16 protein-coding genes and 1 other annotated feature are annotated in these 14,362 nt (G+C 47.3%); of the genes, 6 read left to right on the top strand and 10 right to left on the bottom strand.

All coding sequences use genetic code 11. From position 1 onward, the window contains the following. Positions 1 to 168 precede the first annotated feature (168 nt). Positions 169 to 1,038 carry a cation diffusion facilitator family transporter gene (locus G9F48_RS10555; RefSeq protein ID WP_165409463.1) on the bottom strand — a complete coding sequence of 290 codons (870 nt, stop codon included), beginning with the start codon at positions 1,036 to 1,038 and terminating at the stop codon, positions 169 to 171. Positions 1,039 to 1,260: 222 nt separating this feature from the next. Here G9F48_RS10555 and G9F48_RS10550 point away from each other — a divergent pair, with 222 nt between their 5' ends. The 3 genes from G9F48_RS10550 (at position 1,261) to G9F48_RS10540 (ending at position 3,191) form a co-directional block, all read left to right on the top strand. After that, positions 1,261 to 2,067, top strand: coding sequence for a TrmB family transcriptional regulator (locus tag G9F48_RS10550; RefSeq protein WP_003152396.1), 807 nt, complete (start codon positions 1,261 to 1,263; stop codon positions 2,065 to 2,067). Between the two features lie 72 nt (positions 2,068 to 2,139). Beyond that, positions 2,140 to 2,871 (top strand): AzlC family ABC transporter permease, encoded by a 732-nt coding sequence (locus G9F48_RS10545; RefSeq protein WP_003152395.1) that lies wholly within the window; start codon positions 2,140 to 2,142, stop codon positions 2,869 to 2,871. Then, entirely contained in the window at positions 2,868 to 3,191 is a 324-nt protein-coding gene (locus G9F48_RS10540) for an AzlD domain-containing protein (protein ID WP_003152394.1), read from the top strand. The genes G9F48_RS10545 and G9F48_RS10540 overlap by 4 nt, the downstream gene beginning before the upstream one ends. Positions 3,192 to 3,231: 40 nt before the next feature. Here G9F48_RS10540 and sr7p read toward each other — a convergent pair whose 3' ends face one another. The 3 genes from sr7p to acsA all read right to left on the bottom strand — a co-directional run bounded on the left by sr7p (position 3,232) and on the right by acsA (position 6,792). Then, positions 3,232 to 3,351 carry a small protein SR7P gene (sr7p, locus tag G9F48_RS20070; protein ID WP_003152393.1) on the bottom strand — a complete coding sequence of 40 codons (120 nt, stop codon included), beginning with the start codon at positions 3,349 to 3,351 and terminating at the stop codon, positions 3,232 to 3,234. Between the two features lie 120 nt (positions 3,352 to 3,471). Then, entirely contained in the window at positions 3,472 to 4,737 is a 1,266-nt protein-coding gene (gene tyrS / locus G9F48_RS10535; RefSeq protein ID WP_007613147.1) for a tyrosine--tRNA ligase, read from the bottom strand. Between the two features lie 50 nt (positions 4,738 to 4,787). Beyond that, positions 4,788 to 5,020, bottom strand: a binding site (T-box leader). Between the two features lie 53 nt (positions 5,021 to 5,073). After that, a complete protein-coding gene (gene acsA / locus G9F48_RS10530; protein WP_165409462.1) occupies positions 5,074 to 6,792 on the bottom strand; it encodes an acetate--CoA ligase in 1,719 nt (572 codons plus the stop codon). 158 nt (positions 6,793 to 6,950) lie between these two features. On the opposite strand from acsA, the gene G9F48_RS10525 reads away from it, so the two are divergent. Genes G9F48_RS10525 through G9F48_RS10515 form a run of 3 tightly spaced genes read left to right on the top strand, consistent with a single transcriptional unit; the run spans position 6,951 to position 9,415 of the window. After that, positions 6,951 to 7,583: a GNAT family N-acetyltransferase gene (locus tag G9F48_RS10525; RefSeq protein ID WP_015240397.1), complete on the top strand. Its 633-nt coding sequence runs from the start codon at positions 6,951 to 6,953 to the stop codon at positions 7,581 to 7,583. A gap of 24 nt (positions 7,584 to 7,607) precedes the next feature. Next, a complete protein-coding gene (locus G9F48_RS10520; protein ID WP_071391488.1) occupies positions 7,608 to 8,252 on the top strand; it encodes an acetoin utilization AcuB family protein in 645 nt (214 codons plus the stop codon). After that, positions 8,249 to 9,415 (top strand): acetoin utilization protein AcuC, encoded by a 1,167-nt coding sequence (locus G9F48_RS10515; RefSeq protein WP_165409590.1) that lies wholly within the window; start codon positions 8,249 to 8,251, stop codon positions 9,413 to 9,415. Before G9F48_RS10520 ends, G9F48_RS10515 begins: the two co-directional genes overlap by 4 nt. 8 nt (positions 9,416 to 9,423) lie before the next feature. Here G9F48_RS10515 and motS read toward each other — a convergent pair whose 3' ends face one another. The 6 genes from motS to G9F48_RS10485 all read right to left on the bottom strand — a co-directional run bounded on the left by motS (position 9,424) and on the right by G9F48_RS10485 (position 14,347). Continuing rightward, entirely contained in the window at positions 9,424 to 10,113 is a 690-nt protein-coding gene (gene motS, locus G9F48_RS10510; RefSeq protein ID WP_165409461.1) for a flagellar motor protein MotS, read from the bottom strand. Continuing rightward, positions 10,103 to 10,918 (bottom strand): flagellar motor protein MotP, encoded by an 816-nt coding sequence (gene motP, locus G9F48_RS10505; protein WP_156735661.1) that lies wholly within the window; start codon positions 10,916 to 10,918, stop codon positions 10,103 to 10,105. The genes motS and motP overlap by 11 nt, the downstream gene beginning before the upstream one ends. A gap of 68 nt (positions 10,919 to 10,986) precedes the next feature. Next, positions 10,987 to 11,991, bottom strand: coding sequence for a catabolite control protein A (gene ccpA, locus G9F48_RS10500; RefSeq protein WP_003152385.1), 1,005 nt, complete (start codon positions 11,989 to 11,991; stop codon positions 10,987 to 10,989). A 278-nt stretch (positions 11,992 to 12,269) separates the two neighbouring features. Then, positions 12,270 to 13,346 carry a bifunctional 3-deoxy-7-phosphoheptulonate synthase/chorismate mutase gene (locus G9F48_RS10495; RefSeq protein ID WP_003152383.1) on the bottom strand — a complete coding sequence of 359 codons (1,077 nt, stop codon included), beginning with the start codon at positions 13,344 to 13,346 and terminating at the stop codon, positions 12,270 to 12,272. Positions 13,347 to 13,581: 235 nt separating this feature from the next. Then, positions 13,582 to 13,908, bottom strand: a complete 327-nt coding sequence (gene ytxJ, locus G9F48_RS10490) for a bacillithiol system redox-active protein YtxJ (RefSeq protein ID WP_017418385.1) — start codon at positions 13,906 to 13,908, stop codon at positions 13,582 to 13,584. A gap of 25 nt (positions 13,909 to 13,933) precedes the next feature. Next, complete coding sequence (locus G9F48_RS10485) at positions 13,934 to 14,347, bottom strand: YtxH domain-containing protein (protein WP_003152380.1); 414 nt, start codon at positions 14,345 to 14,347, stop codon at positions 13,934 to 13,936. Positions 14,348 to 14,362: the final 15 nt, after the last annotated feature.

The raw sequence follows: 14,362 nt of genomic DNA, 5'->3' as shown, positions 1-14,362 counted from the left end.
TGTTCACCTCCCTTTTTCTTTACAACATAACGTATGAAATGAACCCCTCACGTGTATAAGCTTCTCTCTCATATGAGCGAGAAATAGTCATTTATACAACAAAAAGACCCGTGGGAACGGGCCTTTTGCAGGCATTTTGCCGGGAACAAACGCAAACATAAGATCGATTTATTTCTTCCTCTCGCTCTCCGGCTCGGGGTGAATCATTACCTGTGCTTGTTTGAATTCATTCGTAATATCTCTTTCAATGCGGTCACACAGGTCGTGCACGTCTTTAATCGTCACGTGAGAGGCTACGACCAGGTGAAAATCAATATACTCCTGCGGGCCGGAGCGTCTTGTACGAAAATAGTGAATTTCAATAAATTCCTGTTGAAATGTTTCAATAATCTTTAAAATTGTTTTTTCTTCCTCTTCCGACAAACGGGTATCAATCAGCGGCGGGAATGCTTCTTTCATTAACTTAAACGCTTCATATATGATATACATCGCCAGCACCATACCTATAATGGGATCAAGTATGTACCACTCCGTTACGGTAACGACCAAAAGGCTTGCCGCTACGCCTAATGATGTGTACACGTCAGTCAGTAAATGCAGGGCATTTGATTTCATTGCCACGGAATTAACCTTTTCGGCTTCTCTTTTTACGAACTTCGAAACGATCAAATTAATGAGAGCCCCCGCAAGCATCACAACAATGCCCAATACGGGCAGATGAACCGGCGCCGGGTTGACCAGTTTTTGAACGCATTCATATATCATCCAAATCCCTGCCGCAAAAATCAGAATCGTCTCGATAGTCCCCGACAGATTCTCGACTTTTCCATGACCGTACGGATGCCCTGTATCAGCCGGCTTTTTTGAAATCCTGACGGAGATAAAGGCGATGAAGGCGGCGATCAAATCTAAAAAAGAATGAATGGCTTCCGAAAGTATCGCGACAGATCCGGTTATTATCCCCACCACTATTTTTAGCATGACGACCAGGGAATTGCTTATAACCGATAAAAAAGCGATTTTAGAGGTGTTTTCCACCGTGATCCTCCTCTTTTTGACTTCTTGTATTTATCGTATCAAACGGCATTCGTGTGGGTCTACGGCAACGTTTTTCACAAAAGCCATACATGTAACTCATCATAAACTAAGTTGGAAAGCGACAAAACAGGCGAACCTTTCTTTCAGCACTCAAGTCCCATTGACAAGATATAACCGCTTACATTATAGTAGTTTCATGAATAACCACTACGGAGGATGTTTATGGACGATGTTCTGAAAGAATTACAGAAGTTTGGATTTTCTCAATATGAATGTAAAGCATATATCGGCTTGTTGAAACACTCGCCTGTTACCGGATATGAAATCAGCAAAAGGTCAGGCGTCCCCCGCTCAATGATCTATGAGGTATTGGGGAAATTAGTTGATAAAGGCGCTGTCCATATTGTGCCGTCTGATCCGGTTACATATGCCCCGCTGGCCGGAAAGGAATTAATCGACCGGCTCCGGCACGATTTCGAGAGCTCATTCGGCTACCTTGAGGAAAAGTTATTGGCGCTGGAAAGCGAGCAGGAGATGAATGTCATCCGCCGCATCAGCACGAATGATCATGTCATCAATGAGATGAAGGAAATGATTGAAAAAGCCGAGGAAGAGTTGTGGCTGTCTGTCTGGGAACAGCAGATTCCCTTTATTCAAGAAGCCGCTAATAAACGCGCCGCCGAACAATTGCCCGTCTTTTCGATTGTGTTCGGCCCTCCGGAAGTGAAGCTCGGAAATACGACAAATCATAATATGTCTCCTGAAGTGGCGGAGAAACGGATGGGCGGAAGATTAACGATAGCTGCCCGAGATAATAAAGAAGTCTTAATCGCCAATTTTTCTCCGCAGACGAATGCCTGGGCTATTAAATCAGAAGATCCCGCTCTCGTTCTCGTGGCCATGGAATATATGAGGCACGATCTGATGTTCGCGGAGCTTGTGAAAGAAGTCGGGGCTGAAAAAGTTGAAGGCCTGATGAAACAAAACCATTCGTTATTTCATGTCGTCACCGGAAATCGGTTCATATAAATGTGAACCGTATTTTCTTTGATTTTTTCATTAGTCGTTATCATTATAATCTCTATGAAAGGAGTATAAAAAATGATTAACACAGAAGTGCAAAAAACCGCCGTTTCCCGGGAAATGAACGATACGTTTTTACAGGGGGTGCGGGATTGTGTGCCTACGCTGCTGGGCTATATGAGCATCGGTTTTGCTTTCGGCATCGTCGGGGTTGCCTCTCATCTAAGCATTCTTGAAATCTGTTTGTTATCCTTGTGTGTCTATGCCGGCGCCGCCCAATTTATTATTTGCTCGCTCCTTGTTTCCGGGAGTCCGATTTCCGCCATTATTTTAACGACGTTTATCGTCAATCTGCGTCACCTTCTGCTGAGCCTGACCATCGCGCCGTATTTCACGAAATACTCTCTGGCGAAAAATATCGGCTTCGGGGCTCTGCTTACTGACGAATCTTTCGGAGTAGCGGTGAACAAAGCGGCTCAGAACGGCAGGTTATACGATAAGTGGATGAACGGCCTCAATATAACCGCTTACATGTGCTGGGTTATTTCCTGCGTGATGGGCGGGCTTCTCGGGCAATGGATATCTGATCCTTACGCGCTCGGCCTGGACTTTGCTTTGCCCGCTATGTTTGCGGCGCTGCTTGTGCTGCAATTACAGTCGTCCGCTTCGGAAAAGCTGAAGCACAGCCTCTCCTTAATTCTCTATATGATCATTTTTATGGTCTTGTTATCGTATTTCGTCCCGTCACACATCGCGGTCATCGTCTCAACCGTAATTGTGGCAACGATCGGGGTGGTGACGGACAAATGAGCATCAGCACACAAATGATCTGGATTATACTCGGCTGCATGATTGTTACACTTGTGCCGCGCATTGTTCCGTTTATATTTGTCCGGAACATTCAGATGCCTGAATTGGCTTTAAAATGGCTCTCCTTTATTCCGCTTTGCATTTTGACTGCTCTGGTAACGGAAAGCATGATTGTGAAAACAAACAGCGCTTTGACCTTTGATTGGAAAGCAATGATCGTTCTCATCCCGACATTGCTTTGCGCGATGCTGACAAAAAGCTTATCCATCACGGTCATCACAGGAGTCGTGCTGATGGCCGCCGTCAGGCTGATATGGTGACAATCAAAAGCCTCCATTCCGCAGAATGGAGGCTTTACCTTTATGATGTCGGATTTTCTTCTTCCGTCTCTGATTCCTCGGCTTCGGCGTTTATGCTTTGCTGCTGTTCCCAATGATCCCGCTGCAATCTTTCTTTGGCGATGGTAAACATGAAATTCACGGCGCAAGCACCCCTTCCCTGTTTTGCTTATACCATGTACTGTACTCATTTCCCCGTGCAGTATTCACAAAACATAAAAAAGCAGCCTGCCGCATGGAGCGGCCGGACTGCTTTTTATTTTCAGTACGTGATCAGGAAGTATTTTTTCTTTCCGCGGCGCAGTACGGTAAATTGATCTTCAATGCGGTCTTCCGCAGTCAGAAGATGCCCGATGTCCGTCTGGCGCTCGCCGTTAATGTAAACAGCTCCGTTTTGAATGTCTTCGCGGGCCTGCCGTTTTGAAGGCGATAATTTAGATTCCACTAGCACGTCTACTAAAGACAGTTCTTCAGAGCGGTCTTTTTCAAACGAAGGTACATCTTTGAATCCTACCTTGACGTCTTGAGCGGAAAGCTCTTTAATATTGCCGCTGAACAGCGCCTGGGAGATATGAACGGCCTGCTCAAGCGCTTCGCGGCCGTGTACAAGAACCGTCACCTCTTCAGCGAGACGTTTCTGCGCTTCTCTTTTCTCAGGAGCCGTCTCCGTTTTTTCAGCATAAGCTTCAATTTCCTCTTTTGACAAGAAAGTAAAGTATTTTAAGTATTTGACGACGTCGCGGTCATCTGTATTGATCCAGAACTGGTAGAATTCGTACGGCGATGTTTTTTCTTTATCAAGCCAAATGGCGCCGCCTTCCGTTTTGCCGAATTTCGTGCCGTCAGCTTTTGTGACGAGCGGAATGGTAAGACCGAAAGCTTTCGCCCCTTCTTCTTCTGATTTTCTGATCAGTTCAAGACCGGCCGTGATGTTGCCCCACTGGTCACTGCCTCCGATTTGGAGTTTGCAGTTCTTTTCTCTGTACAGATTCAGAAAATCGTAGGATTGCAGGATCATGTAGCTGAATTCCGTGTAAGAAATTCCGGTTTCAATTCTTGAGCTTACAGTATCTTTCGCAAGCATGTAGTTAATTCCGAAGTTCTTTCCGACGTCGCGGAGAAATTCAATGATGCTCAGCTTTCCGATCCAATCAAAGTTGTTCGCTATGACAGCGGGGTTTTCTCCCGCCTCGAAATCTAAAAATCGGGAAAGCTGATTTTTAATTTTTTGCGACCATTCGACAACGATATCCTGAGTATTTAACGTACGCTCCGCTTTTTTGCCGCTCGGATCGCCGATCAGTCCCGTCGCGCCGCCTACAAGCGCAATCGGATGGTGGCCTGCAAGCTGGAAACGGCGCAGTGTCAATATCGGCAGAAGGTGTCCGATGTGCAGGCTGTCAGCCGTCGGGTCAAACCCTGAGTATAAACGGATTTTTTCTTCGTTCAGCTGTTTATTCAGTCCTTCTTCATCCGTCATTTGCTGGATTAAGCCGCGGAATGATAAATCCTCTAATAAGTTAGTCATTTTGTCTGCTCCTTTGTTTATGAAAATAAAAAACGCCCCTTCGTTTAAAACGAAGGGACGATATAATCGCGGTACCACCCTACTAATAAAAGCATAAAAAAGCTTTTATCACTCTTTTTGATAACGGACCGTGTCCGTTCTTTCACTACTGAAAGCCTTGGAATGACTTTGTTCGCAAAAGCGGTTCATGAGTGTATTCGGCATATCTTATGTGCTGATTTTCACCGGCCATCAGCTCTCTGGAACAATCAGATATCCTACTTGTCTCAATCCAAACCTTTTCGTATGAAGCTTACTCATTTTTAACATAAATAAAATACGATGTCAACGCCGTCTTTAATCTTCCATTGTGGACAGGTCGCCTGCCGGCAGGTTCAGCTCCCACGCCTTCAGCACACGTCTCATGATTTTTCCGCTCCGTGTTTTCGGAAGTTTATCTTTGAATTCAATTTCCCGCGGTGCGGCATGCGCGGCAAGCCCCTGTTTTACAAAGAGGCGAATGTCCTCCTTCAGCTGATCGGATGGCTCATGCCCTTCTCTGAGCGCGATAAACGCTTTAATAATTTCTCCCCGGACAGGGTCCGGCTTTCCGATGACCCCGGCTTCGGCAATCGCCGGATGTTCAACAAGTTTGCTTTCGACTTCAAACGGGCCGACGCGCTCGCCGGATGTCATAATGACATCATCGACTCTGCCTTGGAACCAGAAATAACCGTCTTCATCCATATAAGCAGAATCTCCGGAAACATACCAGCCGCCCGGCATGAAATAAGAATCATATTTCTCTTTGTTGTTCCAAATGGAATCCATCATCGACGGCCAGCCCTTTTTAATGGCGAGATTTCCCATCCGGTACGGCGGAAGCTCATTTCCCTGATTGTCAACGATCGCCGCTTCCACTCCCGGAATCGGTTTCCCCATTGAACCCGGCTTGATCTCCATGCAAGGATAATTGCAGATGAGCTGTCCGCCCGTTTCTGTCATCCACCACGTGTCGTGGATGCGCTTGCCGAATACTTTATGTCCCCACTTGATGACCTCGGGGTTCAGAGGTTCTCCGACACTCAGGACGTGACGAAGTGAAGTAAGGTCAAATTTGGATGCCATTTCATCTCCGGCGCCCATAAGCATTCTGAAAGCCGTCGGAGCGCTGTACCAGACGCTGACACCGAGCTTCTCAATCGTGCCGTACCAGTTTTCCGGACTGAATCTGCCGCCGACGATCACGTTCGCCGCTCCGTTCAGCCACGGCGCAAATATCCCGTACACCGTCCCGGTCACCCAGCCCGGGTCCGCAGTGCACCAGTAAATATCGTCTTCTTTAAGATCAAGCACCCACTTGCCGGTCTGGTATTGCTGAATCATGGCTTCATGAACATGGAGCACACCTTTGGGCGTTCCGGTAGATCCTGATGTGTAGTGAAGCAGGTAGCCGTCTCTTCTGTCCATCCATTCAATATCAAGTCTCGTGCTTTCTCCCTCAGCCGCTTTATCATAATGGATGATTTTATCTCCCGCTTCTTTGCTGCCGCCGACAATGAAAATATGCTCGAGGTCGGGCAGGCTGTCCGCCGGAATCCGTTCGGCCAGTTCAGGTGTCGTCACGACAACCTTTGCCTGGCTGTTCAACAGGCGGTCTTTGACGGCGCCTTCCATAAACGCTTCAAATAAAGGGCCGGCGATCGCACCGATTTTAATTGCGCCGAGCAGGATAAAGTAAAGCTCCGGCGAACGCGGCATGAAAATAAAAACGCGGTCCCCTTTTTCCACGTTTCCATACCGTCTCAGTACATTTCCCGCCCGGTTCGATTCCTCCATCATTTCTTTAAATGTATATTTTTCATTCCGGTTTGCGTCCTTGTAATACAGCGCTACTTTGTTTTTTCGAAATGATTCGGCATGACGGTCAATCGCTTCGTACGCCGCATTCAGCTTCCCCGTCTGATGCCAGGAAAACTCCGCTTCGACCTCTTTCCAATCGAAGCTGCGGTACGTTTCCTCATAATTTCGCAGATGATAATTCCCCTTTTCCGCCGGCAACGCTTTCAAATTCATGCAACATCCCCCTTTGCTTATCTATAGACTAATTATAGTAGATGTTCACAGTTTTCTCAATTTTTAAAATATAAATTACAACACTATTGAAAACGCTTTATATTTTGTTATGCTTAAGAGAGATGTGTTTTTATTAAGAACCGACAGGCGGTGAATCAGTGAAACATCATAAAACGTACCATTCTTCATCAATTCAGACAGCAGCCGGCCCTCTATTGGTAGAAGGGCCCGTTCCTCCAGAGGACCTAGCACAGTATGAGTTTCATGAAGGCCTGACAGCCTTTCGCCTTCCTCATGAACAGCACAAAGCGTTAATCGAGATCGCCGGGCTTCCTGAAGGTCGGATCATTATCGCCAGGGACGGACAGACGATTATCGGCTATGTGACGTATTTATATCCTGATCCGCTTGAACGGTGGTCTGACGGAAATATGGAAGACCTCCTTGAACTCGGTGCGATCGAGGTCGCTCCCGGCTACAGGGGCTGTTCTGTCGGAAAAACGTTGCTGACAGTCAGCATGATGGATGAACAGATGGAACGGTACATCATCATGACGACGGAATATTACTGGCATTGGGATTTAAAAGGAATGAAAAAAGATGTGTGGGAATACAGAAAGATCATGGAAAAGATGATGAATGCCGGGGGTCTTGTCTGGTTTGCAACGGATGAACCGGAAATCAGCTCTCATCCAGCCAATTGTCTGATGGCCCGCATCGGCAGGCACGTCAGTCAGGAGTCAATTGAACAGTTCGACAGGCTTCGTTTTTATCAGCGATTTATGTATTGACTGACATACAAAGGGGATAAAAAGATGATTGCAGAACAAATCATGAAACGGGACGTCATCACCGTCTCAAAACACGACTCCATTGAAACAGCCGTCCGGAAAATGAAGATATATCATATCCGCCATCTCCCTGTCATCGACGACGAGCTGCACGTCACCGGTATTGTCACAGACAGAGACATTAAACAGGCCGGCCCCGGCAGCTTTGAACAAAAGGAACGCGGCGCGTTTCTGACAAACAAAGTGGAGACCATTATGAAGCGGGATGTCATCTGCGCCCATCCGCTTGACTTTGTGGAAGAAATATCCGCCTCCTTTTATGAGCACGGCATCGGCTGTCTGCCGATTACGGTAAATCATAAGCTGACGGGCATTTTAACGAAAACCGACGTGCTCCGGACTTTCGTCAGCCTGACAGGCGCGGCCCAGCCGGGATCCCAGGTGGAAATCCTGGTGACGGATATGACAAAAAGCCTTGCTGATCTCAGCTGCATGTGCCGTGATCTTCAGCTGCAAATCCTGAGTGTGCTCGTCTATCCCCATGATTCCGCCGGGTCGAACATTCTCGTCTTCCGGGTGAAGACGATGAATCCGCTCCCTTTTATCCGTGCCGTTCATGAAGCCGGATACAATGTCTTATGGCCGAAACATTTGAGGGATCAGCCATGAGAGACAGCGTTTTTGTTTACTCGCCTTCTTATCAGACGTATCAATTTCATCAGGATCATCCGTTCAATCAGCAGCGCGTGCTTTTAACATACGATCTGCTTCAGGCGGCGGAAGCGTTTGACGAAGGAGACATCGTCACTCCGCGCACGGCCTCTAAAGAAGAGCTGGCTCTCGTTCATACAGAGGATTATATACAGGCGGTGGAACTTGCGGGTGCGGGCCGGCTCCCTGCCGCAGAAGGAGAAAGCTACGGTCTCGGAACGGAAGACACCCCCGTTTTTGCCGGCATGCATGAAGCTGCGTCGCTTCTGGTGGGCGGCACCTTAACGGCGGCTGATTACGTCATGACGGGACAAGCTAGGCACGCCTGCAATTTAGGAGGCGGCCTTCACCACGGCTTCCGCGGCAGGGCGTCAGGCTTTTGTATCTATAATGACAGCGCCGTGGCCATCCAATACATCCAGAAGAACTACGGGGCAAAAGTGTTATACATTGATACAGACGCCCACCACGGCGACGGCGTTCAATTTACGTTTTACGACAGGTCTGATGTCTGCACTGTTTCTTTTCACGAGACCGGGCGTTATTTATTTCCCGGGACGGGGCAGGTACTGGAAAAAGGAAGCGGGCAAGGCTACGGCTATTCTTTTAACATTCCGCTGGACGCTTTCACAGAGGACGATTCCTTTCTCCACGCTTACAAAACGGCCGCCTCAGAAATCGCGGCTTTTTTTAAGCCGGATGTCATACTTACCCAAAACGGTGCGGACGCCCATTATTACGACCCGTTGACACACCTGTCCAATACAATCTCCATTTATCAGGAGATCCCGCGGCTCGCTCATTCATTAGCCCATCAATATTGCAGCGGCAGATGGGTCGCGGTCGGCGGCGGCGGATACGATATTTGGAGAGTCGTCCCGAGAGCATGGAGCCGCATTTGGCTTGAGATGAAAGGGATTGATCCCGGGGAGCGCATACCGCAGAAATGGATTGATAAATGGCAGAAGCACTCCCCCTGCACGTTGCCCGCTTTTTGGAGTGATCCTGAACAATTATATCCTCCGATTCCCCGCAAAGAAGAAATTTCAGAAAAAAATGCCCAAACCGTGGAAAAAGCACTTTTTGCCATCCGGTCTGAGCAGCGGTATAAAACAAAATAAAAACGACCTTATGAGGAGGTCGTTTTTTTGATCACAATTTCTACACGGCGGTTTTCTTTCATATGTCCGGGACTTTTGTTGTCCTTCACAGGTTTCGTATCCGCATACCCGGCAGAGATAAACCGTTTGGCGGAAAAGTCTTCATTCGCGGTAAAATACCGGATCACACTCGCCGCTCTTGCAGAAGACAGCTCCCAGTTCGATGGGAATTGATAGGTGGAAATCCGGCGGCTGTCCGTATGGCCCTCTACCTGTATGTCATTCGGAATTGTTTTTAAAAGCACCGCGATCTGATGCAGAACCGGCTCGGCGTTTTTCAGCACATCCGCTTTTCCCGTCTGAAACAGAACGGCCTCCTGCAGCACAAGAACCACTCCGCGCTCATCGCGCTTCGCCGTCAATTTGGAACTCAAATGATGCGCTTTTATGTATGTCTTCACGTTTTGTAACAGCAAATCCTGTTCTTTATTTTCGTTTGCTTTGTCTGATGACGCCGGTCCACCCCCGCCGCCGTTTGTATGAATCGATGAAACGGCAGATTGAAATTTTTCCGCGTCTATTTGCGACATCGAAAAAAGCAAGATAAAGAACACGAGAATGAGCGTGATCAAGTCAGCGAACGTCACCATCCATCTTGGTGAACCGCCGGAATTTTCCGGTTTGTTTCTTCTTTCAAAACGCTCTTTTCTAAGCTTCATGGACAGCGCCCTTTTTCTTGTTCGCAGGCTGTCCTTTACGCCAGTCTTCTCTTGAGCTGAAGACGACGAGCTGACTTTCGAGGTTGCGGGGATTTTTGCCCGATTGGATGCCGACAACCCCTTCGATCATGACCTGTTTGATGAAAATTTCACTTTCCGTTTTTTCTTCAAGCTTTGCCGCGATTGGGATAAACACCAAATTGGCAAGCAGCGCTCCGTACAGCGTCGTCAATAGCGCAACGGCCATGTTCGGTCCGAGGGTATGCGGATCATTTAAGTTTTTGAGCATGAGAACGAGTCCGACGAGCGTCCCGATCATTCCCCAGGCGGGTGCGAAATCACCGGCTTTTTCAAAAACGCGTCTTCCTTTTCTGTGTCTTTCTTCCATTGCGGCGATCTCAGAATCCATCACCAGCCGTATCGTTTCCTCGTCCCAGCCGTCAATCGCAAGCAAAAGCCCTTTTTTTAAAAACGGATCATTGATCTCCCGCGCCTGGTCATCCAGAGACAGCAGCCCCTGCCTGCGCGCCTGCTCCGAAAGGCTGACAAATACTCTGACAAGCTCTTTCACATTGTCATCCTGACGGGAGAATACCTGTTTCAGAACAGAAGGGGTTTTCTTTAAATCCCTCGGCGGAAAGCTGATAAAGATCGCCGCAGCAAGGCCGCCAGTGACGATTAAAAAAGAAGTCAGATCCAAAAATGAACTGATTCCCGCCAGTCCCGTCCCTGACAGAATACCGATTGCGACGATAATACAGCCTAACATAAAGCCAACGGGCGTCAGATAATCAAAACGTTTCATATCTTCTCCTTACTCAAGTAAAAAAGCAAGATTCCACCCCTCAGAGTGAAGCTTGCTTTTCCGTTTTTTTATGACTTGGTTGATTGTCTTAATTCGATGCGGTGAGGCAATTCGACGATATGCTCTTCAACCGGCTCTTTGTTCATCAGTTTTGTCAAAAGTCTCATCGCCACGGCGCCGATATCGTACGTAGGCTGCACGACTGTTGAAAGCTGAGGGCGGACCATCAGGCTCAATCTCGTATTGTCAAAACCGATAATATCAAGATCATCAGGTATCGAAAGACCTTGATCTTGGGCCGCATGGATAATGCCGAGGGCCATTTCATCCGTCGCAGAAAGAATCGCCGTCGGTTTCCGGTCAAGGCCCATCAAACTTTGAAGCGCCTCCATACCGGAATCATAAGTGTAATCGCCTTCCGCTACGAATTGCTCGTTAAACGGAATCGCCGCTTCTTCAAGCGCCCGTTTGTACCCTTGCAGTTTTTTCGAACGGTTGATCGGCTCTTGCATCGGTCCGGAGACGAAAGCAATATCGCGATGCCCTTTATCAATGAAAAGCTTAACGGCATCATAAATCGCCTGTTCATAATCAATGGCGACAGAAGGCGTCTCGCCCTGTTCTTCCACTGATGCCGCCAAGACGATCGGCACAGGAGAGCGCTTAAATTCTTCGACATGCTCGTCCGTAATGTTGCCGCCCATAAATACGATACCGTCCACTTGTTTGCCGAGCATCGTATTTAACAGATGCAGTTCTTTCTCAAGATTTTGGTCCGAGTTGCTTAAAATAATATTATATTTGTACATCGTCGCGATATCTTCAATTCCACGCGCAAGTTCCGAGTAGAAAATGCTTGAGATATCAGGGATGATGACGCCGACCGTTGTCGTTTTTTTGCTTGCAAGCCCTCTTGCCACCGCGTTCGGGCGGTAGCCGAGCCGGTCAATGGCTTCCAATACTTTTTTTCTGGTCGTCGGTTTTACATTCGGGTTGCCGTTCACGACGCGGGAAACAGTCGCCATACTGACATTTGCTTCTCTGGCCACATCGTATATCGTAATGTTGCTCACTGAAACCACTCCTTTTACTGGATACACTTATCCTTATCTATAGCATAAACACTTTATGTAAAGAAATGTCGTACGATTTCGCATTCTGTCGTTTATGATTGTAAGCGTAAGTCAGTAGTGTACATTATTTTTCATTATTCATCAAATTTAAATATCTCTCATGAAATTATACACGTTTTTCCCAGTGATGAAAACGTTCACTTTCATTTTATAATTAAATAAAATGAAGAAACGAAAAAAAGCCGCGCAAGGCGGCCTTTAAAGAGCGGAACATTGTATTATGCTTTTACTTTCAGCATCGGCTTTAATTCGTTCAGCCATTTCTCGAATTCAGGGATATCCATCTGCTGCGCAGAGTCTGAAAGTGCAACGGAAGGATCAGGGTGAACTTCGGCCATCACGCCGTCAGCGCCGATCGCAAGCGCCGCTTTTGCTGTCGGAAGCAGGAGATCGCGGCGGCCTGTTGAGTGTGTGACGTCAACAAACACCGGCAAGTGAGTTTCCTGTTTCAAAATCGGCACGGCAGAGATGTCGAGCGTGTTTCTCGTTGCCGTTTCGTACGTTCTGATTCCGCGCTCACAAAGAATGATTTGGTCGTTTCCTTGTGACATGATGTATTCAGCTGCATTGATGAACTCTGAAATTGTTGCGGCAAGACCGCGTTTTAACAATACCGGCTTTTTAACGGAGCCGGCGGCTTTCAGCAATTCAAAGTTTTGCATGTTCCGCGCGCCGATCTGAATGACGTCAATGTAATCAATCGCTTGCTCAATGTGGGCGGGCGTTACGATTTCACTGATCACCGCGAGGTCATATTCATCAGCGACGCGTTTGAGAATTTGCAGGCCTTCTACGCCGAGACCTTGGAAATCATACGGACTTGTGCGGGGTTTAAACGCGCCCCCGCGCAGGATTTTAATGCCTTGTTTTTTCGCTGCGGCCGCGACTTCGGCAACCTGCTCATAGCTTTCTACGGCACAAGGTCCGACGATGAATCTCTGATCGCCGTCACCGATTTTTTCGCCTTTAATGTCAACGATCGTATCTTCTGCTTTTTTCTTCCGGGAGACGAGCAACGCTTTGCTGTGATCCTCTTCTTGAAGTTCAAGTCCGGCTTTGAAAATTTCTTTGAAAATATGCTGGATCGTTGAGTTTTCAAATGGGCCGTCATTGCTTTCAATAATGCGGTTAAGCATTGTACGCTCTCTGACAGGGTCAAATCGGTTGACACCCTGTGCTTCCTTTGCTTTACCGATTTCTTTTACAACGGCTCCGCGTTCATTGATTAATTTAAGGATTTCTAAGTTTAGTGCGTCTGCCTGCTGTCTTAGGCTCTCTAATTCCTTGTTGCTCATCTTTTTCATCCCTTCTATGCTATGTTTTATTTTAATGGTTAACATGCATCTTACTACAGTTATGCGAAAATAGGAATATGAAATAATAAATTTTTTCACATTCGACTTTATCACCAAAACGCTTTTAAGCTTTTATGCGTTGAAGCAGTATATATTGATATCCTACATGATCCGGCTGAAATGATCAATAGTTTTTTTCAAAAAAAAACCGCCGGTATCAACCGGCGGCCAGCAATTATGAAAGGTGCTGCTCTATTGCGTTTTTTGTGATTTGTGAATGAGACGCGTGCCATTTCACTTCGCCGTTTGTAATGACGAATACTTGCGGGCTTTCATGTTTCACGCCGTATGTCTCGGCGATATAGTTCGAAAGCGGCCGGCTGTCCTGCACATGCAGGTAATAAGAAGGTACTTCTGAATGCTCCGATGCAAAGGCGTCAAACTCCTGAAACGCGGCTTGGCTGATCGGGCAGGTTGTGCTGTGTTTTAAAAACACGAGCGTGTTTTCTTTCTCAGCGGCATTTTTGAACTCTTCTTCAGACGATATCAGCTGTTTTGTCATGTCGGTTATCTCTCCTTATTGAAGATCAGCGATTTGCCTGACCGGCTTTTTCCCCGGCGTCTTCCGCTTCGGCCTTGATGCTTTGGGCCGTGTCCTGCATTTCGCTTCTCGTCTCTTCGGCTTTCTCGGTTAGTGTGCTCTTAGAACGGTCTTTTAAATCCTTCACTTTATTCATAATCTGGCCTGACTGATCAGCTACCAGCTGGGTGATATTAGATGTTTTGTCCTTGGCGATGCTGACATATTGAGAGCCTTTTTCTTTCGCGTCGGCCGTCATTCTGTCCGTCTTATCCTTTAACGCAGAAGCCTGACTGCCGAGATCGTCGCGCAGCTCCTTACCTGATTTAGGCGCCAGAAACAACGCCGTTGTCGCGCCGATAATTCCCCCGATCAGCGTTCCGATTAAAAAATCCTTACTATTGATTCCATCTTTGCTCATTATGATTCCTCCTTA

Origin of the sequence: Bacillus sp. EKM420B (genome assembly GCF_011065565.1) — a bacterium.
Taxonomy (GTDB): Bacteria; Bacillota; Bacilli; order Bacillales; family Bacillaceae; genus Bacillus; species Bacillus velezensis.
The sequence above is the reverse complement of the archived record's forward strand: the minus strand, read 5'-3'. Positions and strand labels throughout refer to the sequence as shown.

What these genes read in the sequence shown, in the direction of transcription:
- G9F48_RS10550 (WP_003152396.1), top strand. Translation starts at nt 1,261, where the DNA reads ATGGACGATGTTCTGAAAGAATTACAGAAGTTTGGATTTTCTCAATAT.
- G9F48_RS10545 (WP_003152395.1), top strand. Translation starts at nt 2,140, where the DNA reads ATGATTAACACAGAAGTGCAAAAAACCGCCGTTTCCCGGGAAATGAAC.
- G9F48_RS10540 (WP_003152394.1), top strand. Translation starts at nt 2,868, where the DNA reads ATGAGCATCAGCACACAAATGATCTGGATTATACTCGGCTGCATGATT.
- tyrS (WP_007613147.1), bottom strand. Translation starts at nt 4,737, where the DNA reads ATGACTAACTTATTAGAGGATTTATCATTCCGCGGCTTAATCCAGCAA.
- acsA (WP_165409462.1), bottom strand. Translation starts at nt 6,792, where the DNA reads ATGAATTTGAAAGCGTTGCCGGCGGAAAAGGGGAATTATCATCTGCGA.
- G9F48_RS10520 (WP_071391488.1), top strand. Translation starts at nt 7,608, where the DNA reads ATGATTGCAGAACAAATCATGAAACGGGACGTCATCACCGTCTCAAAA.
- G9F48_RS10515 (WP_165409590.1), top strand. Translation starts at nt 8,249, where the DNA reads ATGAGAGACAGCGTTTTTGTTTACTCGCCTTCTTATCAGACGTATCAA.
- motS (WP_165409461.1), bottom strand. Translation starts at nt 10,113, where the DNA reads ATGAAGCTTAGAAAAGAGCGTTTTGAAAGAAGAAACAAACCGGAAAAT.
- motP (WP_156735661.1), bottom strand. Translation starts at nt 10,918, where the DNA reads ATGAAACGTTTTGATTATCTGACGCCCGTTGGCTTTATGTTAGGCTGT.
- G9F48_RS10495 (WP_003152383.1), bottom strand. Translation starts at nt 13,346, where the DNA reads ATGAGCAACAAGGAATTAGAGAGCCTAAGACAGCAGGCAGACGCACTA.
- ytxJ (WP_017418385.1), bottom strand. Translation starts at nt 13,908, where the DNA reads ATGACAAAACAGCTGATATCGTCTGAAGAAGAGTTCAAAAATGCCGCT.
- G9F48_RS10485 (WP_003152380.1), bottom strand. Translation starts at nt 14,347, where the DNA reads ATGAGCAAAGATGGAATCAATAGTAAGGATTTTTTAATCGGAACGCTG.